Origin of the sequence: Catellatospora aurea (assembly GCF_042663325.1) — a bacterium.
GTDB lineage: Bacteria > Actinomycetota > Actinomycetes > Mycobacteriales > Micromonosporaceae > Catellatospora > Catellatospora aurea.
This window is the reverse complement of sequence record NZ_JBHTAC010000002.1, coordinates 240,220-259,776: the sequence shown is the minus strand read 5'-3', so window position 1 is coordinate 259,776 and position 19,557 is coordinate 240,220. Positions and strand designations below refer to the sequence as shown.

Annotated in this window: 19 protein-coding genes; 10 read left to right on the top strand and 9 right to left on the bottom strand. The window is 72.1% G+C overall.

Translation table 11 applies throughout. The annotated features are described in order from the left end of the window. The 9 genes from ACFQO7_RS03050 (at window position 1) to ACFQO7_RS03010 (ending at window position 8,510) form a co-directional block, all read left to right on the top strand. On the top strand, window positions 1-2,286 hold the full coding sequence (locus ACFQO7_RS03050) for a molybdopterin oxidoreductase family protein (protein ID WP_376804920.1): 2,286 nt from the start codon (window positions 1-3) through the stop codon (window positions 2,284-2,286). Next, a complete protein-coding gene (locus tag ACFQO7_RS03045; RefSeq protein WP_376804919.1) occupies window positions 2,283-2,936 on the top strand; it encodes a 4Fe-4S dicluster domain-containing protein in 654 nt (217 codons plus the stop codon). Before ACFQO7_RS03050 ends, ACFQO7_RS03045 begins: the two co-directional genes overlap by 4 nt. Further along, complete coding sequence (locus ACFQO7_RS03040) at window positions 2,933-3,442, top strand: QcrA and Rieske domain-containing protein (protein WP_376804918.1); 510 nt, start codon at window positions 2,933-2,935, stop codon at window positions 3,440-3,442. Before ACFQO7_RS03045 ends, ACFQO7_RS03040 begins: the two co-directional genes overlap by 4 nt. Further along, window positions 3,439-3,741 (top strand): DUF6755 family protein, encoded by a 303-nt coding sequence (locus ACFQO7_RS03035; protein WP_360539996.1) that lies wholly within the window; start codon window positions 3,439-3,441, stop codon window positions 3,739-3,741. The genes ACFQO7_RS03040 and ACFQO7_RS03035 overlap by 4 nt, the downstream gene beginning before the upstream one ends. After that, window positions 3,738-4,970 (top strand): nitrate/nitrite transporter, encoded by a 1,233-nt coding sequence (locus tag ACFQO7_RS03030; protein ID WP_376804917.1) that lies wholly within the window; start codon window positions 3,738-3,740, stop codon window positions 4,968-4,970. Before ACFQO7_RS03035 ends, ACFQO7_RS03030 begins: the two co-directional genes overlap by 4 nt. Before the next feature lie 139 nt (window positions 4,971-5,109). Beyond that, window positions 5,110-5,472 carry an SCP2 sterol-binding domain-containing protein gene (locus tag ACFQO7_RS03025; RefSeq protein ID WP_376804916.1) on the top strand — a complete coding sequence of 121 codons (363 nt, stop codon included), beginning with the start codon at window positions 5,110-5,112 and terminating at the stop codon, window positions 5,470-5,472. Beyond that, window positions 5,465-7,564, top strand: a complete 2,100-nt coding sequence (locus ACFQO7_RS03020; RefSeq protein ID WP_376804915.1) for an amylo-alpha-1,6-glucosidase — start codon at window positions 5,465-5,467, stop codon at window positions 7,562-7,564. The genes ACFQO7_RS03025 and ACFQO7_RS03020 overlap by 8 nt, the downstream gene beginning before the upstream one ends. A 114-nt stretch (window positions 7,565-7,678) precedes the next feature. Next, a complete protein-coding gene (locus ACFQO7_RS03015; protein ID WP_376804914.1) occupies window positions 7,679-8,128 on the top strand; it encodes a DUF6325 family protein in 450 nt (149 codons plus the stop codon). 22 nt (window positions 8,129-8,150) lie between these two features. Then, the gene (locus tag ACFQO7_RS03010; RefSeq protein WP_376804913.1) at window positions 8,151-8,510 is read left to right on the top strand and encodes an SHOCT domain-containing protein; all 360 of its coding nucleotides are present in this window, start codon (window positions 8,151-8,153) and stop codon (window positions 8,508-8,510) included. A 91-nt stretch (window positions 8,511-8,601) separates the two neighbouring features. On the opposite strand, the gene ACFQO7_RS03005 is transcribed toward ACFQO7_RS03010, so the two are convergent. From ACFQO7_RS03005 to ACFQO7_RS02975, 7 genes are all read right to left on the bottom strand, one after another. Then, window positions 8,602-9,819, bottom strand: coding sequence for a cation:proton antiporter domain-containing protein (locus ACFQO7_RS03005; protein WP_376804912.1), 1,218 nt, complete (start codon window positions 9,817-9,819; stop codon window positions 8,602-8,604). A gap of 97 nt (window positions 9,820-9,916) precedes the next feature. Next, window positions 9,917-11,029, bottom strand: coding sequence for an acyltransferase family protein (locus tag ACFQO7_RS03000; RefSeq protein ID WP_376804911.1), 1,113 nt, complete (start codon window positions 11,027-11,029; stop codon window positions 9,917-9,919). A 232-nt stretch (window positions 11,030-11,261) separates the two neighbouring features. Then, a complete protein-coding gene (locus tag ACFQO7_RS02995; RefSeq protein WP_376804910.1) occupies window positions 11,262-11,891 on the bottom strand; it encodes a DUF899 domain-containing protein in 630 nt (209 codons plus the stop codon). A gap of 48 nt (window positions 11,892-11,939) precedes the next feature. Next, the gene (locus ACFQO7_RS02990) at window positions 11,940-12,404 is read right to left on the bottom strand and encodes a universal stress protein (RefSeq protein WP_376804909.1); all 465 of its coding nucleotides are present in this window, start codon (window positions 12,402-12,404) and stop codon (window positions 11,940-11,942) included. Between the two features lie 49 nt (window positions 12,405-12,453). Further along, window positions 12,454-12,726: a DUF1876 domain-containing protein gene (locus tag ACFQO7_RS02985; RefSeq protein WP_360539979.1), complete on the bottom strand. Its 273-nt coding sequence runs from the start codon at window positions 12,724-12,726 to the stop codon at window positions 12,454-12,456. Then, window positions 12,723-13,310, bottom strand: a complete 588-nt coding sequence (locus ACFQO7_RS02980) for a phosphoribosyltransferase (RefSeq protein WP_376804908.1) — start codon at window positions 13,308-13,310, stop codon at window positions 12,723-12,725. The genes ACFQO7_RS02985 and ACFQO7_RS02980 overlap by 4 nt, the downstream gene beginning before the upstream one ends. Then, complete coding sequence (locus ACFQO7_RS02975; RefSeq protein ID WP_376804907.1) at window positions 13,192-15,093, bottom strand: SulP family inorganic anion transporter; 1,902 nt, start codon at window positions 15,091-15,093, stop codon at window positions 13,192-13,194. The genes ACFQO7_RS02980 and ACFQO7_RS02975 overlap by 119 nt, the downstream gene beginning before the upstream one ends. Before the next feature lie 140 nt (window positions 15,094-15,233). Here ACFQO7_RS02975 and ACFQO7_RS02970 point away from each other — a divergent pair, with 140 nt between their 5' ends. Further along, window positions 15,234-15,878: a hypothetical protein gene (locus ACFQO7_RS02970; protein ID WP_376804906.1), complete on the top strand. Its 645-nt coding sequence runs from the start codon at window positions 15,234-15,236 to the stop codon at window positions 15,876-15,878. Between the two features lie 193 nt (window positions 15,879-16,071). On the opposite strand, the gene ACFQO7_RS02965 is transcribed toward ACFQO7_RS02970, so the two are convergent. Further along, the gene (locus ACFQO7_RS02965) at window positions 16,072-16,995 is read right to left on the bottom strand and encodes a universal stress protein (protein ID WP_376804905.1); all 924 of its coding nucleotides are present in this window, start codon (window positions 16,993-16,995) and stop codon (window positions 16,072-16,074) included. A gap of 4 nt (window positions 16,996-16,999) precedes the next feature. Continuing rightward, window positions 17,000-19,399: a phosphoketolase family protein gene (locus ACFQO7_RS02960; protein WP_376804904.1), complete on the bottom strand. Its 2,400-nt coding sequence runs from the start codon at window positions 19,397-19,399 to the stop codon at window positions 17,000-17,002. Between the last annotated feature and the right edge of the window lie 158 nt (window positions 19,400-19,557).

The window sequence follows — 19,557 nt, the reverse complement described above, 5'->3', positions numbered from 1 at the left end:
GTGACCATCCCCCTCGACCCGAACATCACCCCGCCGGGCACCGGGCGGTTCCGCGACGCGGGCGGGCTGCCCGCCGACCGCTGGCGGGCGATCCGGGGCGAGGAGCGGCTCGTGCCGACGCACTGCTGCTTCTGCGGCGTGCAGTGCGGCATGTACCTGCGGGTCCACGACGGCAAGGTGTTCGGGGTGGAGCCGCGCGACCACGACATCAACCGGATGCGGCTGTGCCCGAAGGGTCTGAACGCGTACCAGCAGGTCAACCACCCCGACCGGCTGACCGCGCCGCTGTATCGCCAGAGCCGCGCCGACGACCTGCGGCCGGTCTCCTGGGAGCAGGCCCTCGACGTGACGGCCGAGCAGATCCAGCGCATCCAGGCCGAGCACGGGCGGGACGCGTTCGGCATGCTCGGCGGGGCGAGCCTGTTCACCGAGAAGACGTACCTGGTGGGCAAGTTCGCGCGGGTGGCGCTGCGCACCCGGCACGTGGACTACAACGGCCGGCTGTGCATGGTCAGCGCGGCCGGGGCGAACAAGCTGTCGTTCGGCATCGACCGGGCCGCGAACCCGTTCGCGGACTGCCTGCTCACCGACTGCCTGCTGATCGCCGGCTCCAACGTGGGCGAGTGCTTCCCGGTCATGACGCAGTACCTGTGGGGCGCGCGGGACCGCGGCGCGAAGCTGATCGTGGTCGACCCGCGCGAGACCAGCATCGCGCGGACCGCCGACCTCCACGTGGCGCTGCGGCCGGGCACCGACGCGGCCTTCTTCAACGCCGTGCTGCACGTGGTCGTCACCGAGGGCCTGACCGATGAGGCATTCCTCGCCGAGCACACCACCGGGTGGGACGAGGTGCGGACGGCGGCCGCCGAATACCCGCCCGAGCGGGCCGCCGAGATCTGCGGCATCCCCGCCGAGCAGGTCACGCAGGTGGCGCGCATGTTCGCCACCGCACCGAAGGCGATGGCCTGGCACGCGCGCGGGATCGAGCACCACACCCAGGGCGTGGAGAACTGCCTCACCGTGATCAACCTGTGTGTGGCCACCGGCAACCTCGGCAAACCCGGGGCCGGCTACGGCACCATCACCGGGCAGGGCAACGGGCAGGGCGGGCGTGAGCACGGCCAGAAGTCGGACATGCTGCCGGGCGGGCGGTCCATCAGCGACCCGGTGCACCGGATGCAGGTCGCCAACATCTGGGGCATCGAGGTGGACGACCTGCCGCAGGCGGGCACGTCGATGATGGAGATGGTGCACCAGATGAGCCGCGGCGAGATCCGCGGCCTGTTCGGGCTGTGCAACAACCCGTTCGTGTCGCTGCCCAACTACGCCGTGGTCAAGGCGGGCTACGACGCGCTGGACTTCCACGCCCAGTGCGACTTCTTCCTGTCCGAGACCGCGGCCAACGCGCACCTGGTGCTGCCGGTGACGAGCTGGGCCGAGGACGACGGGGTGATGGCCAACGCCGAGGCCCGGGTGGTGCGCCACCGCAAGGCGCAGGAGCCGCTGCCCGGGGTGCGCACCGACACCTGGGTGCTGTGCGAGCTGGCGCGGCGGCTCGGCGTCGGGGACAAGTTCGACTTCGCGGGGTCCGAGCAGGTGTTCGAGGAGCTGCGGATCGCGTCGCGGGGCACGGTCAACGACTACTACGGCATCACGTACGCGCGGCTCGACGAGACGGGCGGCATCGCCTGGCCCTGCCCCGACCTGGACCATCCGGGCACGCCACGGCTGTTCGAGGGCGGGCGCACGTACCACGCCGACGGCAAGGTACATATGCAGGCGGTGCGCTGGCACCCGCCCGCCGACCCGTACGACGACACGTACCCGATGACGCTGACCACGGGTCGGACGGTGGCGCACTTCCTGTCGGGCAACCAGACCCGGCGGCTGGGCGGGCTGGTCGAGCAGACGCCGCGGCCGTGGGTGGAGGTGCACCCGTCGCACGGGTTCGGCAACGGCGATGCGGTCACCGTGGTCACCCGGCGCGGCTCGGCGACGTTCCCGGCGCTGGTCACCGAGGCGATCCGGCCCGACACCGTGTTCGTGCCGTACCACTGGCCGTACCCGGTCGCGGCCAACGAGCTGACCATCGACGCGCTCGACCCGCGCTCGAAGATCCCCGAGTACAAGGTGTGCGCGTGCCGGGTCGAACCCGCGACGGCGGTCACGCCGGTGCCCGCGCCGCCGATGCCGCCGGGGCGCGAGGCGTACGCCGACGCGCAGCGGGCCCGCGCCGAGCAGCTGCCGCCCACGTCGTCGCAGGGAAGGGGGACGTCACAGCCATGATGGGACGCACCATCGTGATCGACCCCGGCCGGTGCATCGGCTGCCAGGCGTGTGTGTCGGCGTGCCGGGAGTGCGACTCGCACCGCGGCAAGTCGATGATCCATCTGGACTACCTGGACCAGGGCGGCAGCGTCGCGTCCAGCCCGACGGTGTGCATGCACTGCGAGGACCCGGTCGCGCCGTGCGCGCAGGTGTGCCCGGCCGAGGCGATCCTGGTGACGCCGGACGGGGTGGTGCACGACGCGGACAAGAGCCGCTGCATCGGCTGCGGCAACTGCGTCAACGCCTGCCCGATGGGCGTGCCGAAGATCGACCTGGCGGCGAAGCTCCAGTTCAAGTGCAACCTGTGCTACGACCGGACGTCGTATGGCCTGGCCCCGATGTGCGCCACGGTCTGCCCCACCGGGTCCATCTTCTACGGCACCCTCGAAGAGCTGCGCACCGAGCGGCCCGGCGTCGAGGTCGCCAGCACGTTCGACTTCGACGGCTCGATCATCTCGACGGGCGTGGCGATGGTGGTCCCCAAGGGACGGCCGGTCGACGAGCCGCTGCCCGGCGGGGCCGGCGAGCACGCCCGGGTCACCGGCAGCCCGCAACCGGCCGGGCACCTGGAGCCGTCAGCGGACAACGTGCTCGGGGAACCGCTGTGAGCGTTGACGAGCACGAGGTCGCGGCGCTGCGGGAGCGGATCGCGGCCGACTCGCTGACCAGTCGGCGCGACTACCTGCGGCTGGCCGTGACCATGTCGGGCGGGCTCGCGGCGGGCGGCGTGGCGGTCGCGGCGGGGATCTTCCACCGGCACGGCGAGGGGGTCGCGTCGCCGCAGCTGGTCGCCACGGCCCTGGCACCCGGCGAGTCGGTGGCGTTCAGCTACCCGGGTGAGGAGGACCGGGCGGTCGCGCTGCGGATGGCCGACGGGACGCTGTGCGCGTACTCCTCGATCTGCACGCACCTGGCCTGCGGGGTGCTGTGGCGGGCCGACCGCGGCGAGCAGGGCGAGCTGTACTGCCCCTGCCACGAGGGCGTGTTCGATCCGCGGACCGGCGCGGTCGCCGCCGGGCCGCCGCCGCGCCCGCTGCCGCGGGTGCTGCTGGAGGAGCGCGACGGCGGCATCTGGGCCGTGGGCACCCTGGAATCCGGCGAGGAGCAGCCATGACCGACGCTCGATATCCGCAGATCAAACCCACCAGCGGGTACGGCGACCCGCGCATCCGCAGCACCGGCCCGGGACCGGGCGCGGGCGGCGAGACCGACCCGGAACGCTCGTCGATGCTGTCCGGGCGGCTGGCGCTGGTGCTGTCCATCCTCGTCGGCCAGCTGTGGGCGATCGGGGTCGGGCTCAACGCCTGGATGATGGGGAACACCGCGGTCGCCTGGTGGGCGGCCGCGTTCGGGGTGGCCTCGTTCCTCGTCGCGCTGTGGGCGTGGCGGCTGGGCGAACGGCGCGACCGGTGACCGCCCCGGCGCAGCGGGCGCCCCGGGGCGCCTACGTCAACCTGATCCTCGCCGCGCTGGGTTTCCTGCTGACCGCGTGGGCGTGGGGCCTGATCTCGCCCCTGTCCGCGTTCTACAAGCAGCACCTCGGGCTGTCGTCGGTGCAGCAGTCGGTCCTGGTCGCAGTGCCGGTGCTGGTCGGCTCGCTGGGCCGGATACCGGTCGGCGCGCTGACCGACCTGCTCGGCGCGCGGGTGATGCTGCCCGCGCTGGCGTTCCTGACCATCATCCCGGTGCTGCTGCTGACCGTGGCCGGCGACTCGTACCCGGCGATGCTGGCCGTAGGGTTCCTGCTGGGCGTCGGCGGAACGCCGTTCGCGGCGGCGATCCCGCACGGCAACGGCTGGTTCCCGCCGACGAAACGAGGCATGGCGCTGGGCGTCATCGGCATGGGCATGGGCGGCACCGCGATCGCCGCGCTGCTGACCAAGCCGATGCGCGAGATCGGCCCGAACGCGCAGTTCTACCTGTGCGCGGTGGTGCTCGCGGTCTACGGAGTCGTGGCGTGGCTGGTGTTGCGCGATCCGCCTGGCCGCACGGTGCCCGCCGAGCCGTTCGCGCGCCGGTTCACCGAGGCCGCCCGCCAGCCGATGACCTGGCCACTGGCCGCCCTGTACGCGGTCACCTTCGGCGGGTACGTGTCGTTCGCCGTCTACCTGGTCACCTACCTGCAGAGCCAGTACGGCCTGGAGCAGGGCGACGCCTCGCTCAAGGCCGCGGGCTTCACGCTCGTCGCGGTGCTGTTCCGGCCGCCCGGCGGCTGGCTGGCCGACCGGGTCGGCGCCGCGAAGGTGCTGAGCCTGTGCCTGGCCGTGCTCGCGATGATGGCGGCCTGGCAGTCGTTCGCCCCACCGCTGTACCCGTGGGCGACCATCACGTTCCTGATCATGGCAGCCATGCTGGGGTCCGGCGCGGGCGCGGTGTTCGCGCTGCTCGCGCAGGTGGTGCCGCGGCCGAAGGTGGGTGCGGTGACGGGCATCGTCGGCGCGACGGGCGGGCTCGGCGGGTTCGTGCCGCCGCTGGTGATGGGCGCCGTCTACGGTGCCACCGGTCGCTACACCATCGGCCTGCTACTGCTGGCCCTGGTGGCGCTGGCCGCGCTCGCCTACATCTGGACCCAACGCAACCGTCGGCCTCCCGTGGACGCGACGGCCCGGTCAGCGGCACAGCCGAGTCAGAAAACGCGATAAAACCTCCTGGAAGAGGCGTCGCGGATACGCTCAAAACGCATACCCACGGGTCCGTGCGGTCCAGGACGACCTGATGAGGCCATGACTGCTCATCGCTGCCCACCACGTCAGGGACCCATCCCTCGCAAGGAGATGGTCTATGCCCACGGCGACCGATCAGTTCTTCGCCGCCCTCGCCCATCGCGGCGAGGAGCCGTTGTTACGGCGCAACTCAGGCATCATCCGTTTCGAGATCGGCTCGAAAGGCAAGGTCCAGCGCTGGTTCGTCGGGGTTGATCACGGCCGGCTCACGGTGTCCAAACGCCATCAGAAGGCCGACTGCGCGGTCCTGGCCGACACCGATGTGTTCGAGAACATCATCACCGGCACGGACAACGCCTTCGCCGCCATGCTGCGTGGCGCGCTGGAGGCCGACGGCGATCTGGAACTGCTGCAGCTGTTCCAGCGCGTCTTCCACGGCCCGGTGCAGTCCACGCACCCGGCGGTGACCGACCATGCCTGAGCAGGTACGCATCCTCAACGGCAACACCTTCGTCGTCAGCGACGAGCGGGGCGACATCGAGGCGTCCCGCACCGACCCGTCCGGACTGTTCGCCTGGGACACCCGCTTCCTGTCCACCTGGGTGCTCACCGTCGACGGCGAGCGGCTGGGCACCCTGTCCATCGACGACCTGCAGTACTTCGAAACCAGGTTCTTCCTCGCCCCCGGCGGCGGCACCGTCTACATCGACGCGAAGTTGTCCGTGATGCGCCAGCGCACCGTCACCGAAGGCTTCCGGGAACGGCTCGCGGTGCTCAACCACGGCGAGAAGGCCGTCGAGCTGACCGTGCGCATGGAGGCGGGCAGCGACTTCTCCGACCTGTTCGACGTCAAGAACGACGAGGGCAAGAAGGGCGAGCTGTACCGCAGCGTCGAGCGCAACCGCCTGGTCTTCGGCTACCGCCGGGACACCTTCCATCGGGCCACCGAGATCACCGCCGAGCCGCGCGCGGAGCTGGACGAGCACGGGCTCACCTTCAGGCTACGGATCGAGCCGCAGTCCCACTGGACGTGCGAGTTGAACGTGACGCCGATCCTGATCGGCCGCGGCGGCAAGCGCACCCGGCTCGGCGGCCCCAAGGCGGCCGCGGACATGGGCGAAGACCTGGACCGCTGGCTGGAGGGCGCACCGAAGCTGGAGTGCGAGTGGGGGCCGCTGCGGCAGACTTACCGGCGCAGCCTGATCGACCTGGCGGCACTGCGCTTCTCCCCGCTGACCTCGGGCGGGCGCAGCCTGCCCGCGGCGGGACTGCCCTGGTTCATGACCATGTTCGGCCGGGACAGCATCTTCACCAGCCTGCAGTCGCTGCCGTTCGTGCCGGAGCTGGCCGCGACCACGCTGCGGGAACTGGCGGCCCGCCAGGGCAGCCGGTTCGACGACTTCCGCGACGAGGACCCGGGCCGCATCCTGCACGAGATCCGCTACGGCGAGTCGGCGGCGTTCCAGGAGCAGCCGCACAGCCCGTACTACGGCAACGCCGACGCGACCGCGCTGTTCGTGGTGCTGCTCGACGAGTACGAGCGCTGGACCGGCGACAAGGCCCTGGTGCGCGACCTGGAGCTGGAGGCCCGCGCCGCGCTGCGCTGGGTCGACGAGTACGCCGACCTGCTCGGCAACGGCTACGTCTGGTACCAGCGGCGCAACGAGCAGTCGGGCCTGGAGAACCAGTGCTGGAAGGACTCCTGGGACTCCATCTCCTACCGCGACGGCAGCCTGCCCGGCTTCCCGCGCGCCACCTGCGAGCTGCAAGGCTACGCCTACGATGCCCGGATGCGCGGGGCGCGCCTGGCCCGGCTGATCTGGAAGGACCCCGACTACGCGAACAGGCTGGAGAAGCAGGCCGCCGACCTCAAGCGCCGGTTCAACCGCGACTACTGGGTCGCCGACGGCGAGTACTACGCCCTCGCCCTGGACGCCGAGGGCAGGCAGGTCGACGTGCTCACCTCGAACATCGGCCACCTGCTGTGGAGCGGCATCGTGCCGCAGTCGCGCGCCCGCGCGCTGGCCCGGCACCTGATGGGGCCGCGGCTGTTCTCCGGCTGGGGCGTGCGCACCCTGGCGCTGGGCGAGAAGCGGTACAACCCGATCGGCTACCACGTCGGCACGGTGTGGCCGTTCGACTGCTCGTTCATCGCCTGGGGCCTGCGCCGATACGGCTTCAAGAGGGAGGCGGCGCAGATCGCGGCCGGCATCCTCGACGCCGCCGAGTACTTCGACGGGCGGCTGCCGGAGGCGTTCGGCGGCTACCCGCGCGAGGCCACCAAGTACCCGGTGCAGTATCCGACGGCGTGCAGCCCGCAGGCCTGGTCGACGGGCGCTCCCCTGCTGCTGCTGCGGACCATGCTGGGCCTGCAGCCGCTGGAGGACAGCCTGGTCGTCGACGCGGCGCTGCCCGCGGGCATCGGGCAGATCGAGCTGCTGGGCATCCCCGGCCGCTGGGGCCGAGTCGACGCGTTCGGCCGCGGGCTGCTGCGCACCGACCGGCAGAGCCGGATGCGACCCGAACTCGGCACCACCGCCGCCAAGCGGAAGAGGTCCGCCGCGGTGGTGTGACCGGACGGGTCCGGCCGCCTTGACGAATCACGCTCGCCGCGCGCCGGCCCATGCCTACGATGCAGGCACGGGCGCGGGGCGGGCGGTCACATCGCTGCTTGGGAGGCATACCGCATGAGCAAGACCGACGACGTGAGCGAGTTCGAGGAGATGGGGCCGATCGACTACGTGGTCATCGAGTTCCCCGGCAACCGGATGACCGGAGAGGGCATCCCGCTCCTGCTGGACCTCGTCGACCGCGGCGTCATCCGCATTCTCGACCTGGCCTTCATCCGCAAGGACACCGACGGCACCGTCACCGCCGTGGCCGTCGAGGACATGGACGCCATGGGCGCCCGCGAGTTCGCGGTGTTCCAGGGCGCGGCCTCCGGGCTGCTGGACCGGGACGACCTGAGCGAGGCCGCCAACGCGATCGAGCCGGGCAACTCGGCGGGCGTGATCGTGTACGAGAACACCTGGGCGGCGCCGCTGGCCCGTGCCTGGCGCCGCGGCGGGGCGCAGATGGTCGCCGGCGGCCGCATCCCGGTGCAGGCGCTGCTGGCCGCCGCCGAGTCCGGCGCGTAGCGCAGAAACGGGGGATGTGATCATGGGACTGCTTCGAGGAGTGGCGCGCACGGCCGTGGTGGCCGGGACGGCGACCGCGGTGTCCAACCGCGTGTCGCGCCGGCAGGCCGGCCGGTGGGCGGCCCAGGAGGACGAGCAGGCGGCGCAGCAGCAGGCGTACGCCGATCAGGCCGCGTACCAGCAGCAGCTGGCGGCGCAGCAGCAGATGGCGCAGCAGCAGGCCTACCAGCAGCAGGTGGCGCAGCAGCAGGCGGCGGCACCGGCCGGGCAGCCGATGGACGCGAAACTCACGCAGTTGAAGACGCTCGCCGACCTCAAGGCGTCGGGCGTGCTGACCGACGCCGAGTTCGAACAGCAGAAGGCGGCCATCCTCGCCGGCTGACCCGCCACCCGCGTCCATGATCGTCCGATTTGCCTGGCACCTGGGCGTATCCGGCTTCAAGATACGCACACCTGCCCGGCAAGTGGGACGATCATGTGCGTGGGGGCGGCGCGGACGCCGGTGCGATGCTCCAGCGCTCGGCGATGGGGATCGCCGACAAGCCGTGGGCGAGCACGCTCAGCAGCACCGTGGCCATGATGAGGCTGATCGCCAGCTGCGCCGAGACGCCGGTGAGCTGCTGCACGCCGACCAGCGCGAAGATCACGCTGGGCAGCCCGCGCGGGCCGAGCCAGGACAGCAGCCACACCTCGCGCGGGTAGCGGCGCAGCCCGACCAGGCTCAGCGCGACCGGCAGCATCCGCACCACGGTCAGGCTCAGCACCGCGTACAGCAGGACGCGCCAGCTCAGCACGTCGGACAGGGCGTGCGGGATCAGCGAGCCGAAGGCGAACCAGACCCCCGCCGCCAGCAGCGCGACCCCGTCGTGCGTGGTCTGCAGGTGCCGCTCGGGCAGGTGCCGGTCGACGGCGCGGACCGCCAGGCCCGCGAGGAACGCCGCCACGATGCCGTTGCCGTGCAGCGCGTGGGTCGCTTCGAAGACCAGCACCCCGACGGCGAGGTAGGCCAGGCGCTCGGCTCTCGCCGCGCTCCACCCCCGGTGCCGGGCCCAGCGCAGCAGCAGGCCCGCGCCCGCGCCCGCGGCGATGCCCGCGACCAGTGCGATCAGCAGCTCGACGACGGTGTGGCCGAGCACCGTGCCGGGGGTGCGCTCGGTGCCCGCCGCCGCGGCCGCCGCGGCGAAGAACACGACCAGCGGGGCGGCCAGGCCGTCGTTGAGACCGCTCTCGACGGTCACGGCGGTGCGCAGGTCGTGCGGGATGCGCTCGTCGCGCACGAGCATGGTCGCCAGGCTCGCGTCCGTGGCGGTCAGCGCCGCCGCGACCATGGCGATGACCCAGATGTTCGCCTGCGGGAACAGTGCCAGGCCGGTGGCGAGACCGGCGAGCACCGTCAGCGGAAACGCCACGAGCAACAGGCGCAGCGGCAGGTGGCCGGCCGACCACAGGCGGCGCAGGCTGATCTCGGTGGCGTCGCCGAACAGGATCAGGGCCAGCGTCAGCTGGAGCACGTGCTGCACGGCCGGCGCGGACACGTCCACGTCGACGAGCGGGTCGTCGCCGCCGGCCACCAGCAGGCCGGCCAGCAGCAGCGCGATCGGGAGGGTGACGCTGTACCGCGCCGCGCGGGCCGACACCGCCGCCCAGGCGATGAGGACGACGGCCAGGGCGATCAGCCCGTACACGCGCACCGCACGGCATCACTGGGTGATTTGCCCGGGAATGTCACCGATTCATTGTGTCACCGGTCGGGCGTCCGCCAGGGCCGCCGCCGGAGACCGGGCGGACTCAGGGCCGGGCGACGGGGATCTCCATGGTCACGTCGGCCGGGGACGGGGCCTGCGCCTGCGGCGCCACGGCGGGCCGGGCGGCCGGGCCACGGCGGCCGAGGTCCTTGAACCGCAGCGCGGGCTTCTCGACCAGGAACCAGCTCGCCGCCGCGAACGGCACGACCGCCACCAGGGTCGCGGCGATGTAGCCGACCACGCCCCACGCCGTGGCCCCGGCCATGGCGAGCAGCTGCTGCAGCGGGAAGGCGTAGATGTACACGCCGTAGGAGATGTCGTTGCGCCGCCCGACCTTGTGCAGCGGCAGCCGCGCGCCCAGGTACATGGTCAGGTAGCCCAGCGGCAGCGCGGCGAACGCCTTCACGGTCTCGGTCGCCCACAGCACGCCGAGCACGGCGGTCGCCGCGACGGCCAGCCACCACACCGACGGGATCACGTCGGCGTACCGCTTGAGCACCGCTCCGGCCAGGAAGAAGCTACCGAGCCGGAAGCTCATCCCGACGATGCCGGGCACGTCCGCGTCGGTGAACTCGAAGACCGCGGTCCCCGCGGCGAGCACGGCGAACACGGCGAGGGTCACCCAGCGCTCGCGGCGCGCGTACCCGAACGACAGCAGCACGCCGACGCCCACGTAGCAGGCGAACTCGTACATCAGCGTCCACAGCGACAGGTTCCAGGTCGCGTCGTAGGGCGCGCCTACCAGCGTGTGCTGGATCTTCTGCTGGACCTCGACCAGGGTCGCGTTCGCGAACACGTACCGCAGCGCCGACACCGGGTCCCAGGACGCTCCCGCATCGAAGGCCAGCGACATCGGGGCGAGCACGAACGCGGTGACCGCCAGCGCCGCCCAGTAGCCGGGGTAGATGCGCACCACGCGGTTCCACAGGAACTGCCGCATGTCCAGCCGCAGTCGGCTGCCGGTGATCAGCCAGCCGGAGATCGCGAAGAACCCGGCCACCGCCCAGCCGCCGATCTCCAGGTCGCCCCACTTGTAGGGGTCGCGCCACCCGGCCACCTGCGGCGCGTGGGACACGATCACCGCGGCGGCGAGCAGCAGCCGCAGGGCGTTGAGGGAGTTCTTGCGCGGGTCGATCGCGGCGGACAGTGGCGTCACGGACGCAGACTCTAACGTGCGGCGTCGGGCGCACGCCATCGGCCGTTCACCGCCGGCGACACCGTCCGACCCGGTCTGTGCCCGCTGTCGTCCGCCGCGTCACCAGGGCGGATCTCCTTGCCGGGCACCGCGGTCCGGGGCGCGGCGCGCGGACCGGGGCGACGGGAACCCGTCACTGCAGACGAGCGGCAGCCGTCCGGCAGGGACGGCCGCCGCCTCGGATCTCCGGCGTTCAGCCGTACGTCGGGTGCTGCGGCCAGCCGTCCGGGGAGTCCTCCCAGTCCTGCATACGGCCGTACGGGGCCAGGTCCATGATGCTGGCGGCGAAGTTCAGCCGGTCCACGCCGCGGGCGGTCGTGCTGTAGGTGCGGTAGACGTCGTCGCCGTCGCGCAGGAACACGCTGAGCATGAACCCGCCGCCCGCGCCGCAGTCGTCGGAGAACGACGTGCCGTGCGACGACACGAACGGCAGCGTCCAGCCGCGCTCGGCCTTGTACGCCTCGATCTGGGCCAGCGGCATGTTGGACACGGTCTGCCAGGTGATGCCGCGGGCGGCCAGCAGGGGCAGCGCGTGCATCGGCACGTTGTCGGTGAACCAGGTGCAGCCGGGGCAGTAGTGCTGGGGCCCGCGGTCCATGAACTGGTACACCACCAGCTCGCCGCGGCCGTCGAACAGGTCGAGCAGGCTCCGGTCGCCCTCGGGCGTGTCGAAGACGTACGGCCGGTCGAACTTCACCATCGGCAGGCGGCGACGTCGGGCGGCCAGCGCGTCCTGTGCGCGGGTCAGCTCCTTCTCCGCCTTGAGCAGGTCGTCACGGGCCTGCTGCCACTGCTCGGCGCTCACGATCGTCGGTTTGTCCATACCCGTCATAGTGCCTGGCCCGTCCGACACGTTTGCGCCGATCCCGGGTCAGCCGGCCGGGTCGGGGACGGCCAGTTCGGCGGCGTGGGGCAGTTCGTGGCCGACCGGCACGACCACGACCGGGCAGTTGGCCTTGCCGATGCACTCCTCGCTGACCGAGCCGAGCACCGTGTGCATCAGCCGGCTGGTGCCGTGGCTGCCGAGCACGAGCAGGTCGGCGTCGGCGGCCGCGGCGGCGAGCACGTCGGCGGGCCGCCCCTCGACCACCTCCCCGGCGATGGCGACACCCTCGCGCTGGAACGAGGGCAGCGCGCCGAGTTCCCGGTCGAGCATGTCGCCGGCGAGGTCGCGGGCTCGGCTGGCGATGACGTCGTCGTCGGTCTCGTCCCACCGCCAGGCCGCCACGGCCTGCACGGTGCCGCCGCGGCCGGCCGCCTCGTGCACCGCCCAGCGCAGCGCGCGCCGGCCGCCCTCGGAACCGTCGACCCCGACCACGATCCGGAAGTTCGTCATGCCGCGCCCCCTACCCCTCGACCGGTCGGCGCTAACGCGCCATGGCGTGTCAGTGTGTGAGCCGCACCTTTTCCCGGGTCGCCCGCTGGATGTCACCGGCGGCGACGACCAGCAGGCGGTGGCCGAGGTCGGACAGCGCCCGCGCCACGGCGAGCTCGTCGCCGATCTCGGGGATGTCCCGGTCGTCCGGGTTGAGTTTGGCCCGCCCGACGCCGATCAGCCGGTCGCCGACCTCGTCGTCGAGCATTCTGGCCTCGGCGTAGGTGCGTCCTTCGTCCTCGCCGACGAACACCTCGATGTTCCAGCGCTTCAGCACGGTCATTGCGGGTGCCCCCCTTCCAGGATGTGCGCCGAGCCCTCCAGCAGGGCCACGACCTCCTCGTCCGAGGTCTGCCGGAAGTCGGCGTAGCGTTCACCGACCGCCATGAACAGGTCCGGGGTCTCCACGCAGACCACCTCGTCGGCGACCGTACGCAGCTCGGCGGCGGTGTCCGCGGCGGCCACCGGCACCGCCAGCACCACCCGGGACGCGCCCCGGGCGCGGGCGATCTCGCAGGCGGCGCGGGCGGTGGCGCCGGTGGCGACGCCGTCGTCGACGATCACGACCGTGCGCTCGGCGAGCGACTCGGCGTCGCGGCCGTGCCGGAAGCGCTGCACCCGGCGCTCCAGCTCGGCCCGTTCGGCCTGTTCGACCCGGTCGAGGGCGGCCGGGCTGATCCCGATCGCGTCCAGCACGCCCGGGTTGAGCACCCGTACGCCGTCCTCACCGATCGCGCCCATGGCCACCTCAGGCTGGGACGGCACGCCGAGCTTGCGCACCACGAGCACGTCGAGCGGGGCGTTCAGGGCGCGGGCGACCTCCACCGCGACGACCACGCCGCCGCGGGGCAGCCCGAGCACGACCACGTCGGCGTCGTGGAGCCAGGTCAGCAGCTGCGCCAGGCGGTGCCCGGCGTCCGTGCGGTTCTGGAACATGGCGGCCCCCTCCCCCACCATGGTCGTCCCCCGGAAGCCTTCCTGACCAGGACTTTCGTGACTCAGACGAGGTCTGCGGATGTTCGGCGCGGAATGCGGCGACGGCGGTGGGCAGGGTGTGGAAGATCCGGTCGCGGCCGACCGACTCGGCCAGGCCGAATGACACCATTTCGTCCATCAGTTCCTGTTTGACGTGGGCCATACCGAACACGATGCCGCGCTGGGTCAGCTCGTTGCGCAGCTCCTCGACCGCCTCCATGGCAGTGATGTCGACCTCGACGATCGCCTCGGCGTTCAGTACGAACCACTTCACGTCGGGGGCCTGGCCGACCGCGGCCAGGGCGCGGCGGCGCAGGTCCTGGGCGTTGGCGAAGAACAGCGGCGAGTCGTACCGGTAGATCATCAGGCCGGGCACGGTGCGCGCCTGCGGGTAGTCCTCGACGTCGTGCATGCCGGCCACCCCTGGCACGATGCCGAGCACGGCGTCGTGCGGGCGGGCGACCCGGGCCAGCATCTCGGCGACCGACAGCGCCACCGCGGCCAGCACGCCGTAGAGGATGTCGAACAGCAGCACCCCGGCGAACGCGGCGAGCGCCAGCAGCAGCTCGCTGCGCCGGAACGCGGCGAGCTTGCGGAAGCCGGGCAGGTCGATCAGGCGCAGCGCGGCGTACACGATGATCGCGCCCAGGGCGGCGGTCGGGAACGCCGACAGCACCGGGCTGGCGAACAGCAGCGTGCAGATCACCAGTACCAGGGCGGTCAGCGAGTACACCTGGCTGCGCGCGCCCGCGGCGTCGGCCAGCGCGGTGCGGCTGCCGCTGCTGCTGACCGGGAAGCCGCGCAGCACGCCCGACCCGAGGTTGGCCACGCCGAGGGCGAGCAGTTCCTGGTCGGCGTCGACCTCCTGGCGGTGCCGGGCGGCGAACGCGCGGGCGGTGAGCATGTTGTCGGTGTAGCCGACGAGCATCACGCCCACGGCGGGCAGCAGCAGGTCGGCGAAGTCGGTCAGGTCGGGCCACGCGAGCGGCGGCAGCCCCGACGGGATCTTGCCGATCGTCGCGATGCCGTAGTCCTGCAGGCCGAAAAGCGCGGTCGCCCCGGTGGCCAGCAGCACCGCCAGCAGCGGGCCGGGCAGCTTCGGGAACTGCCGCTGGACCAGGTAGAGGAACGCCAGCACGAGTGCGCCGAGCACGGCCGTGGCCAGGTGGATCTGCCCCATGCCCTTGATGAACGACCACATCTCGCCGAGCAGCGTGCCGCCGTCGACCGGGACGCCGGTCAGCCGCTCCAGCTGGCCGATGATCATGATGATGGCGACGCCCGCCATGTAGCCGACGAGGATCGGCTTGGACAGCAGGTCGGCCACGAAACCGAGCCGGATCGCCCAGCAGACCAGGCAGAGCAGGCCGACGATGACGGCCAGGCCCGCCGCCAGGGCCGCGTACCGGCCGGGGTCGCCCGCCGCGAGCGGGGCGATCACAGTGGCCGTCATGAGCGCGGTGGTCGACTCGGGGCCGACCGACAGCTGCCGTGACGAACCGAGCAGGGCGTACAGCGCCAGCGCGGGCAGAGCGGCCCACAGTCCCGCCACAGGCGGCAGGCCGGCGAGGCCGGAGTACGCCATCACCTGCGGGATGAGGTACGCCGCGACGGTAGCCCCGGCGAGCACGTCCCCGCGCAGCCAGCCGCGGTCGTACGCCCGCAGCGTCACCACACCGGGCGCCTGCGGAATCCATCGTGGTCTGTCGGCCATGGTCACTTTTACCGCATGGCATCTCTGCGCGAAACCCCGCCGCCGCGACCCGGACATGATCGGCTACCGTCGGGCGGTCCTACAACGACGGAGGTGCCCCGATGGGCGGCCGGTCCTACATGCTCGCGACCCGGATGCCGATGTCGCGCGACGGCTTCGACGCGTGGCTGTCCACGCCGCTGCCGGACCTCGGCGCGATCGCGAACCCGGACGAGATGTGGCGCGGCTGGGCGCCTGACGACGTCACGCCCGACTGGGGCCTGACCGAGATCGCCGGCTCGCCGGCCGCCGTCGCGACCTACCGCGCGAACCGGACCCGGACCCCGCTGGAGCTGCTCGCGGCGCGGGCCGCCGGTGGATACACGCTCGCCCGCCACCACGAGGGCGCGCTGGAGGTCTACCTGTACGACTACCACCCCGACCACTACGGCACGCAGACCGACCTGCTCATGCTCGCCGGGGCCGGCCGGTTCGCCTGCGGCGACGCCGAGGTCCCGGTCCTGTACTGGGGCGGTGACGTCCACCCCGGCCTGCCCTTCGACGACGGCTCGGTGCTGTCGGTGCTGCTCGTGGGCGACACGGGCGCGCGGTTCAGCGCCGCGTACCCGTTCGCGGCGCTGGTCGAGGGCCTGCGTCCGGTGGAGGAGGCGTTCCTCGGCGCGGTCGTCGACCCCGACGGCGACGATCCCGGCTGGGACTCCTCCAGCGTGCTGGACCCGGCGATCGCCGTGCGGGCAGGTAGCTGAGTCACCCCGCTGCGCCGGTCCGGCATGTGGGGCGAGGCGTGACCACCTCGACCGTCTCCCGCCGGTTCGGTGCGGGCGGATCGCGCACCAAGGTCCACCAACTTGCCAGGCACCTGGGCGAATGGCAGGTCAAGATACGCACGTGCGCCAGGCAAGTCGGATGATCAAGGACGGTGCGCGACGCGGCGGCGGGTCAGGCGCCGCCGCGGGGCACGACCAGGACCGGGCAGTGGGCGTGGTGCAGGACCTGGTGGCTGACCGAGCCGAGCAGCAGGCCGGTGAAGCCGCCGCGGCCGTGCGCGCCGACGACCACGAGCTGGGCCTGCTTGCTGAGGTCCACCAGCACCTTCGCGGGCTTGCCGCGCAGCAGGTGCTCGCGCACCGTCACGTCGGGGTGGTTCTTGCGCTGCTCGGCCAGGGCCTCCTCCAGCTGGTGGCCCTCCTCCTCGGCGACGGTGGCGCTGTCGTGCTTGTGGTCGTGGTGCTCGCCGTGCGCGTGCCCACCGGCGCGGGTCCAGGTGTGCACGGCGGTCAGCTCGGCCTTGCGCATCTCGGCCTGGGTGAACGCGGCCTCGACGGTTGGGGCCGAGTCCGGTGAGCCGTCCGCGCCGACGACGACCGGCCCGCTGTCGCGTTCGTCGCCGCGTACGACGAGCACCGGGGTGCGCCCGTGCGCGGTGCACTGCACCGCCACCGAGCCGACCAGCAGGCCCGTGAAGCCGCCGAGGCCGCGGTCGCCGATGACGAGCAGTTCGGCGTCGTGGGCGGCGCGCAGCAGCACCGGCGACGGCGCGCCGGTGACCAGGTCCGTGAGCACCGAGACGGACGGGTCGGTCTGGGCCGCCACGGCGGCGGCGTCGGCGAGCAGGCGTTCGGCGTCGTGGCGCAGGCCGCCCTCGTGCGGCCCGGCCTCCGACGGGCCCATCTTGACGTGCATGAGCGGCCAGATGAACGCGTGCACGATACGCAGCGGCAGGTGGCGCCAGGCGGCTTCGCGGGTGGCCAGGCGCACCGCGGTCAGTGACGACGGCGAGCCGTCGACGCCGACCACGACGGGGCGGGCGCCGCCGTCCTCGGTGTTCATCGCGGGACCGGCGCCTGCGTCGAGGCTGTTCATCGGCTCAGGCCCGCCCCGGCCAGGTCCAGTCGGTGATGTCGGGGGCGTCCTGGCCGTAGGCGCGGGTGTGGTCGCGGGCCCGCTGGCGGGCGTCGGTCATGTACTGGCGCAGCCCCGCCGCGGTGACACCGAGCCCCGGCACCCGGTCGATGACGTCGATGACGAGCCGGAACCGGTCCAGGTCGTTGAGCATCACCATGTCGAACGGCGTGGTGGTGGTGCCCTCCTCCTTGTACCCGCGCACGTGCATGTTGTGGTGGTTGCGGCGTTTGTAGGTGAGCCGGTGGATCAGGCTCGGGTAGCCGTGGTAGGCGAACACGACCGGCCGGTCGACGGTGAAGATGGCGTCGAACTGCGGGTCGGGCAGGCCGTGCGGATGTTCGGTCTCAGGTTGCAGCCGCATCAGGTCGACCACGTTGACCACGCGCACCCGCAGCGTCGGCAGGTAGCGCTGGAGCAGGTCGACGGCGGCCATGGTCTCCAGCGTCGGCACGTCGCCCGCGCAGGCCATCACCACGTCGGGCACGCCCCCGGCGTCGTTGCCCGCCCAGGCCCAGATGCCCAGGCCGCGGCGGCAGTGCAAGGCCGCGTCGGTCATGTTCAGCCAGGACGGCTGCGGCTGCTTGCCGGCCACCACCACGTTGACGTAGTTCCGGCTGCGCAGGCAGTGGTCCATCGTGGACAGCAGCGTGTTCGTGTCCGGCGGCAGGTAGATCCGGGTGATCTCGGCCTTCTTGTTGACCATGTGGTCGATGAAGCCCGGGTCCTGGTGCGAGAAGCCGTTGTGGTCCTGCCGCCAGACGTGGCTGGACAGCAGGTACGTCAGCGACGCGACGGGCCGCCGCCACTCGATGCCGCGGGTCACCTTGAGCCACTTGGCGTGCTGGTTGACCATCGAGTCGACGACGTGGATGAACGCCTCGTAGCTGGTCAGCAGGCCGTGCCGGCCGGTGAGCAGGTAGCCCTCCAGCAGGCCCTGGCACAGGTGCTCCGACAGCACCTCGATGACCCGGCCGGTCGGGGCGAGGTGGTCGTCGCCGTCGAAGATGCGCGCATCGAACTCGCGGTCGGTCACCTCGAACACCGCGCCGAGCCGGTTGGAGTTGACCTCGTCGGGGCCGAACAGCCGGAACCGGTCGGGGTTGGACCGGATCACGTCGCGCAGCCAGACGCCCAGCACCCGGGTCGCCTCGGCCTGCGGGACGCCGGGCTGGGGCACGTCCACGGCGTACCCGCGGATGTCGGGCAGGACCAGGTCGCGCAGCAGCAGGCCGCCGTTGGTGTGCGGGTTGGCGCTCATCCGCCGCGAGCCGCGCGGGGCCAGTGGCGCGAGGAAGCCCATCGGCGCGCCGGTGGCGTCGAACAGCTCCTCCGGCCGGTACGAGCGCATCCACTGCTCCAGCTCGGCCAGGTGCGCAGGGTTGTCGCGCACGCCGGACAGCGGCACCTGGTGCGCCCGGAAGGTGCCCTCGACGGGCACGCCGTCGACGACCTTCGGGCCGGTCCAGCCCTTGGGGGTGCGCAGCACGATCATCGGCCAGCGCGGCCGCTGCCCGTCGGAGCCCTGGCGGGCGTGCGACTGGATCGCGGCGATCTCGTCAAGGGCCAGGTCGAGGGCGTACGCCAGCTCGTGGTGCACCCGCACCGGGTCGCTGCCGGACACCAGGATCGGGTGGTAGCCGTACCCGTGCAGCATCGACATCAGGTCGGCCTCGGGGATGCGGGCCAGCACCGTCGGGTTGGCGATCTTGTAGCCGTTGAGGTGCAGGATCGGCAGCACCGCGCCGTCGCTGACCGGGTTGAGGAACGTGTTGGCCAGCCAGCTGCACGCCAGCGGCCCGGTCTCGGCCTCCCCGTCGCCGATCACGCAGGCGACCAGCAGCCCGGGGTTGTCCAGCGCCGCGCCGTACGCGTGCATCAGCGAGTAGCCCAGCTCCCCGCCTTCGTGGATCGAGCCGGGCACCTCCGCCGCGACGTGGCTGGGGATGCCGCCCGGGAACGAGAACTGGCGGAACAGCCGGCCCATGCCGAACTCGCTGCGGTCCACGCTCGGATACAGCTCGCTGTAGGTGCCCTCGAGCCAGGTGTTCGCCACGATCGCGGGGCCGCCGTGGCCCGGACCGCAGATGAAGATCGCGTTGAGGTCCCGGTTGGTGATGGTCCGGTTGAGGTGCGCCCAGAGCATGTTCAGACCCGGGCTGGTCCCCCAGTGGCCCAGCAGCCGGGGCTTGATGTGCTCCGGCCGCAGCGGCTCGCGCAGCAGCGGGTTGGCCATCAGGTAGATCTGGCCCACGGTCAGGTAGTTGGCCGCCCGCCACCAGGCGTCGAGCCTGCTCAGGTCGTCGTCGCGCAGATGCGTCACACCGGCGGTGTGCCCGGCGCCCGGTCGCTCTGTCACCGTCATGTGCCGATCCTCGCGCGCCGGAAGCCGCCGCGCAGGCATATTGTCCGCTTTCCCGGCGCGTCTTCGCAGCTCAGCCGCGGACCTCGGCGGGAGTGACCGAGACCCGCCGACGGGTGGCCGAACTATCCGCATTCGCCCTGGTATGACCACCGGGCTGC